This is a genomic window from Candidatus Dadabacteria bacterium, from assembly GCA_026705445.1.
GTDB lineage: Bacteria > Desulfobacterota_D > UBA1144 > Nemesobacterales > Nemesobacteraceae > Nemesobacter.
Genome location: JAPPAR010000046.1, coordinates 1 through 6067 on the forward strand (window position 1 = coordinate 1; position 6067 = coordinate 6067).

Consider the following 6067-nt stretch of genomic DNA (forward strand, 5'->3'; position numbering starts at 1 on the left):
TAAATTCGATTTTGTTTGTTTCGCTCGATTTAAGCTTTAGAATGGTACTGGTTATAATTTCCCCCAATGGATTCTTTTTAGAATCCTCATTTCCTTAAAAAGGTTGGATATCTCTTTGCTAGTTATGGTGTCTCTTGCCCTGGTGTTGGGAGTTATCGGTCAGATGCTCTCCATCAGGACTGGGTTTCCAAGTATCGTGTTTTTTCTTGTTTTCGGGATCCTAGTGGGGCCCGAATTCTTATCCTTGGTACATCCCTCGGAGTTCGGGGAAGGGCTTGAAGTAATAATAAAGCTCTGCGTAGCAATTGTTCTTTTCGAAGCGGGGCTTAACCTGAACAAGGAAGATGCTCTTTCCCACGGAAGAGTAATACTGCTGCTGATAACCGCGGGCGCGCTAGTTACGATGGTAGGCGGGGCGGTTTTAGCCTATTTTCTGGGTGGTCTTTCCTGGGAAATGGCATTTGTCTACGGTTCCCTGGTCATAGTAACCGGTCCGACCGTCGTTCAGCCTCTTCTCAGAAGATTCAAAGTCAAGCCCAAACTCAAGCACATACTTGAGTATGAAGGGGTTCTGATTGATCCGATAGGAGCACTGATAGCTCTTTTTGTAGTTGAGGTAATCCTCATTGAAGGCAACTACGCTGCCGCCGGTGCAATCTTCGGATTCGCAAATCACCTCACGGAGATCGTCCAGGCGGTGCTCCTTGTCGTCTACAAGTTTATCGTGGGAGGAATTCTGGGTCTCCTCGGGGGTTACGCGGCGACCTTTGCCGTTAAGAGGTTCTATATCTACATGGAGGACTTCGTTGACCTTTTCATTCTCGCCTCCGCGCTTGCCGTCTACGGATTTGCCGAGATGATAACCCTTGACTCCGGGCTGGTGGCGGCCATTGTTTCTGGAGCCATAGTGGGAAACCTGAATATTCCCGAGGAAGAGGAAATGAAGAAATTCAAGGGCAAGCTTACAATCCTCGTCATTTCTCTGCTCTTCATTTTTCTCGCGGCAAGTCTGGAACTCGATTACATAAAGGATCTGGGCATCTATGGACCCCTGATCGTGCTGGGGCTGCTTTTTATTGTGCGTCCGGTGGAAATATTTCTTCTCTGCGTGTGTTCCGGTCTTTCCTTCAGGGAAAAAATGTTTCTTTCGTTCGTTTCCCCCAGAGGAATAATTGCCGCGTCAATAGCTTCGATCATAGCCCTGGAGCTGCATCAGCACGAAGTTGAAGGAGGCGACATAGTACAGGGACTTGTCTTTCTTACTATCGCTATTTCGGTTTTCCTTCAGGGAGGCGCGGGGGGCCTGGTTTCAAAAGCGCTTGGGGTTAACGACAAAAGAAACAACGTGGTGATAGTCGGAGCCAGCAATCTCGCGGGACTGCTGGCGAGGCTGCTTGAGAGAACGGGCAAGGATGTCTGCCTTATAGATACCAACAGAAGGCTTGTCGAACTTTCAAAATCGGAGGGACTCAAGGCAGTTGAGGGAAACGCCCTGACTGTTGACGGACTAGAGAAAACGGAGATTTCCTCCCAGGATACGCTTATATCTCTCACAACCAGCGACCATGTGAATGTTCTTGCCTGCCGCCTGGTGAGAATAGATTTCAAGGTAGCCAACGTCAGCGCGCTTATAAACAGGATGGCGAGCCATTCCGACATTGAAGACATGCAGAGATTCAGAGTTCCTCTCGCTTTCGGAAAACAGGTCGACCTGATGGATATATATTCAAAAATTGCCGAGAAGGAATACGTTGTCTTCAGATCCCGCATCGAAAAAGAAACAATCGACAAGATGGACTTTGAGAGATCACTTCCCGAACACCTGATTCCGCTTGTGGTGGAGAGGCAAAGAACCGACGAAGTTTTCGTCTACCACAAGGGTTTCAGTCTTGAAGCCGGGGACGCCGTATCAATTCTCGACGTCAATCCGATCTCAACGAGTCCGGATATTATCGGGGGAACAGAAAAAGAACTGATTGAAGTTTAGGGAGGCAAAAAAAGATGAATTCCGAGATAAAATCCTTTGAGAACATGCTTGGGGAAATAAAGAAAATTGTCGACACCCTTGAAGAGGGAAAGCTTCCGCTTGACGAATCAATTGAAAAATTCGAGACGGGAGCGGCGCTGATAAAGCGGTGCTACGAGGACCTCGAGAGCGTCAAGAAGAAAATAAGCCTTATAGTGGAGAAAAACGACGGCACTATAGATCTTGAGGATTTCGGCGACGAAGAGCGGTAAATGAGTTTCGACACCAAAGATTATCTCCGCACAAGAAAAGAGGTTGTCGACAGGGCATTGCGGGAATACCTGCCGCCCGACGGGCCCCAGGCGAAACTCCTGCAATCGATCGCCTACAGCATCCATCCCGGGGGAAAAAGGCTGAGACCGGTTCTGTGCCTTGCCGCATCGGAGCTTGTATGCGGAAACCATACAAAGGCCCTGCCTCTTGCGTGCGCCATTGAAATGATCCACACCTACTCCATCATCCACGACGACCTGCCCTCGATGGATGATGATGATACAAGAAGGGGAGTGCCGGCAAACCACAGGGTCTTCGGAGAAGCCGTCGCCACGCTGGCGGGAGACGCCCTTTTGACAGATGCCTTTAACCTTGCAACACAAGAGCTTGCTCAGCGCAGGGTGTCTTCAGAACTCGTACTGCGTGCAGTCGCTCTTCTCTCTGACGCCGCAGGATCAAGGGGAATGGTCTTAGGTCAGGCGCTTGATCTTGAGATGGATCATCTGAAACCTTCTGAGGAGGAAATCCTCAGCGCCTACCGGCTGAAAACGGCAAGAATGATCACGGCGTCAGTCGTCGGGGGAGCGATGGTGGCGGGAGCCTGGGAGGAGGATCTCCGCAGTCTTGAATCCTATTCAGAAAAAATAGGCGTGGCCTTTCAGATAAAGGACGACATCCTGGATTTTGAGGCGGATTCCGCCGCGAAGGATGAAGAAACGGAAGAGGGGAAAAAACATACTTACCCCTCCGTTGTGGGTATCGGTGCGGCTAGGAAAAAGGTTTCGGAACTGACGGATGATGCCATAGAAGATCTTGAGGGTTTTCAGAAAATCCCGAATCCACTTAAGGAAATAGCCATCTGGTTGCATGAAAGAGAAGAGTAATTCCCAGAAAACAAGGCTTGACAGCCTTATGGTGCGAAGGAACCTCGCCCCGAGCGGAAACCGCGCCCGGGCTCTCATAATGTCGGGGAGAGTAAGCGTCGATGGAAAGAGGGTGGAGAAGCCCGGAACTTCCGTGAGAGAAGACTCAATAGTAGAGGTGGAAGAACCCGCAAGGAAGTTCGTGAGCAGGGCGGGAGTTAAACTTGAGAAGGCGATAACCCAATTCTCTATTGACGTTAAAGGAAAGGTAGCCCTTGACATAGGGGCCTCAACCGGAGGATTCACTGACTGTCTTCTGCGCTTCGGAGCGCAGAGAGTCTATGCCTTTGACGTCGGCCATGGACAGATCGACTGGAACCTCCGAAACGACAGCCGGGTTATCGTAAGGGAGAAGATAAACTGCAGATACCTCAAGCCTGAAGACGTGGGAGAAAAGGTCGATCTAGTCACCATCGACGTATCCTTCATTTCTCTTTCACTGATAATAGAACCCGCCGCCTGTGTTCTAAAAGAAGACGGGACGCTTATAGCCCTTATAAAACCCCAGTTCGAAGTAGGCAGAAAAGATGTCGGCACCGGGGGAGTCGTAAAGAACGAAAGGAGTATCAAGGAAGCTGCCGACAAGGTAACATCTCATCTTGGCAGACTAGGGTTCAATGTCACGGGAGTAACTGAATCCCCCATAAAGGGGACCGGGGGCAACAGGGAATTTCTGGTCTGCGCAACCCTGGGTGCGCCTACTTCTCTCCCCAGTCCTCAAGGAACCTCTTGAGCCCTATGTCCGTCAGGGGGTGCTTGAAAAGCTGGGTGAACACCTTGTAGGGAAAAGTTGCGACGTCAGCTCCCATTCTCGCTGCTTCCACTATGTGCATGGGATGTCTTACGCTTGCAACCAGTATCTCTGTCCGATAAGCGTAGTGCGCGTAGATCTCGCAGATATCAAGCACAAGATCCATTCCGCCTGAGGACACGTCATCAAGCCTCCCGACAAAAGGGCTTACGTAAGCGGCTCCGGCTTTCGCGGCCAGAAGCGCCTGGGAAGGTGAAAAAACAAGGGTAACGTTAACATTTATGCCTTCATCGGAGAGGGTTTTGGTCGCTTTTACTCCGTCTTCGGTCATCGGGAGCTTGACGACGACATTTTCGTCTATGCCCGCAAGCCTTTTCCCCTCGGACACCATAAGGGAGTACTCGGTGCTCAGCACCTCGGCGCTCACCGGTCCCTTTACCACGTCGCATATCTCTTTTACCAGGTCCTCAAAACAGCCCTGGCTTCCTTCCTTTGACACAAGCGAGGGGTTGGTCGTCACTCCGTCCACTATGCCGAAAGCCGCGGCGGCCCTTATCTCTTCCATGTTTGCCGAATCTATAAAAAATTTCATTTTCCTCTCCTCCAAAGAAGGTGTGCATCTTTTCGGTCGGTATTATGAAAAACAATACCGCCTCGGGGCGAAAATAACAGGGATAGATATTTTTTTACCGTTCCTTATAATTACTCTCAAATTTTAAGGAGGAAAGACTTGATGAAATACTTTACAGCTTTAGCACTGATTGCGGCAGCGATCCTGCTTGTTCAGGTTCCCGCCTTCGCATCCGGTTCCGCTTCCGCGGGCGACGGAGCAAGTCCCAGGAGCGACTATGCAAAGGGAAAGGCAATAACGTTCAGCAAGCTTGTCTGTGACACCTGCGCCATGCAGAAGGCTGACCTAAACAGTGAGAGCGCCGCGACCCTAAGAGACGGCCTCGGTGAAATGGAGGGTCTGAGCAGCGAAGAGAAAGAGCTTGTAAGCGAGTACCTTACCCGCCGTTACAAACTCTGATTTCAAATAACACAACAAAAGGAGAGGTGTTCAGTATGAAAAAACTAAGTTTGATTGCAATTTCCGCCGTTATGGCGGTTTTCAGTTACCTGCCGCCTGCAAATGCGGGCAACTCCGCGTGGCTTCCGGCCCCGGGAGGAGGTTCAGTTTCGCTTTCTCTTATCTATCAGAGTGCTGAGGAGTTTTACAGAGGCAGTGAGAAGGTGCCAGGTCCTCTCGCAGAAGATGATCTGACCCAGAAAACCGCTATGGTCCAGATAAAGTACGGGCTTCTTGATTCTCTGGCTCTTGATTTAGCCGTGGGAGGATCAGAGGCTTCAAAACCTGGAGCGGGACCAAAGGAATCTGAAAATGAAAGCGGCGTGACCGATATAAACGTCGGCCTGACCCTACGTCTCGTTGACGAGGCCGTGACCGAGGCTCCGAGCATTGCCATCCGCGTGGGTGGAATAAAAGCCGGAAGCTATGATACGGGCTACATAAACTCAATCGGCGACGGAGCTGACGGATTTGAAGTATCGGGGATTGTCGGCAAGTATCTTTCCGATAACTTCGCGATATCGGGAGAGCTCGGTTACAGGATGCGCAATGAAGATGTTCCAGACGTCATTTTCGGTAATGTTACCGGAAGCCTTCTTTTTGCGGACATGTTCGGACTGAGCGTTAACTATACAATGGAGAACTCCACTGATGGAATTGATATCGGTTCAGAGGGATTTGCTGCGCCGCGTTTTCCCGAGACAGAAGAAGATACGCACACGCTCGGATCGACGCTTACATTTCTCGTAGGCAATGGCGCCAGCATAAGCGGTTCGTACGCGAGAGTTATTGACGGCCGCAACGCGGGAGAATACAACATCTTTGCCGTTTCTCTGGGCTATTCTTTCTGACGCATACCAACAGAAGAGAGCGGTCATGAAACAAACGACCCGTTTTCTTAACCTGCCCCGGTATTCTGTATGGGATTTTAATCAGATTCCACTCGGAATAACCGGGGTTTTTTACGCATGAGCCGCGTCTGAGCGCAGAGAATGTTCTGACCAGGTTCTTCTTTAGTGTCAGAAAAAAGGGGGGGGTTCGGGATCAGGGGCAGTTAAGACTCCAGTCATACTCGTAATCTATCG

General features: G+C 50.3%; 7 protein-coding genes. 6 read left to right on the forward strand and 1 reads right to left on the reverse strand.

The features are described 5' to 3' along the window. Nucleotides 1-124 precede the first annotated feature (124 nt). Genes OXG75_08320 through OXG75_08335 form a run of 4 tightly spaced genes read left to right on the forward strand, consistent with a single transcriptional unit; the run spans nt 125 to nt 3895 of the window. Entirely contained in the window at nt 125-1987 is a 1863-nt protein-coding gene (locus tag OXG75_08320) for a sodium:proton antiporter (GenBank protein ID MCY3625973.1), read from the forward strand. Between the two features lie 14 nt (nt 1988-2001). Continuing rightward, a complete protein-coding gene (xseB, locus tag OXG75_08325) occupies nt 2002-2238 on the forward strand; it encodes an exodeoxyribonuclease VII small subunit (GenBank protein MCY3625974.1) in 237 nt (78 codons plus the stop codon). After that, a complete protein-coding gene (locus OXG75_08330; protein MCY3625975.1) occupies nt 2239-3123 on the forward strand; it encodes a polyprenyl synthetase family protein in 885 nt (294 codons plus the stop codon). It abuts the gene before it with no gap. Next, nucleotides 3107-3895 carry a TlyA family RNA methyltransferase gene (locus OXG75_08335; GenBank protein ID MCY3625976.1) on the forward strand — a complete coding sequence of 263 codons (789 nt, stop codon included), beginning with the start codon at nt 3107-3109 and terminating at the stop codon, nt 3893-3895. Before OXG75_08330 ends, OXG75_08335 begins: the two co-directional genes overlap by 17 nt. Here the strand turns inward: OXG75_08335 and fsa are convergent. Next, nucleotides 3861-4505: a fructose-6-phosphate aldolase gene (fsa, locus tag OXG75_08340; protein MCY3625977.1), complete on the reverse strand. Its 645-nt coding sequence runs from the start codon at nt 4503-4505 to the stop codon at nt 3861-3863. The genes OXG75_08335 and fsa overlap by 35 nt on opposite strands. Nucleotides 4506-4646: 141 nt before the next feature. Here fsa and OXG75_08345 point away from each other — a divergent pair, with 141 nt between their 5' ends. After that, nucleotides 4647-4943, forward strand: coding sequence for a hypothetical protein (locus OXG75_08345; protein ID MCY3625978.1), 297 nt, complete (start codon nt 4647-4649; stop codon nt 4941-4943). Nucleotides 4944-4978: 35 nt separating this feature from the next. After that, entirely contained in the window at nt 4979-5833 is an 855-nt protein-coding gene (locus OXG75_08350) for a hypothetical protein (protein MCY3625979.1), read from the forward strand. Nucleotides 5834-6067: the final 234 nt, after the last annotated feature.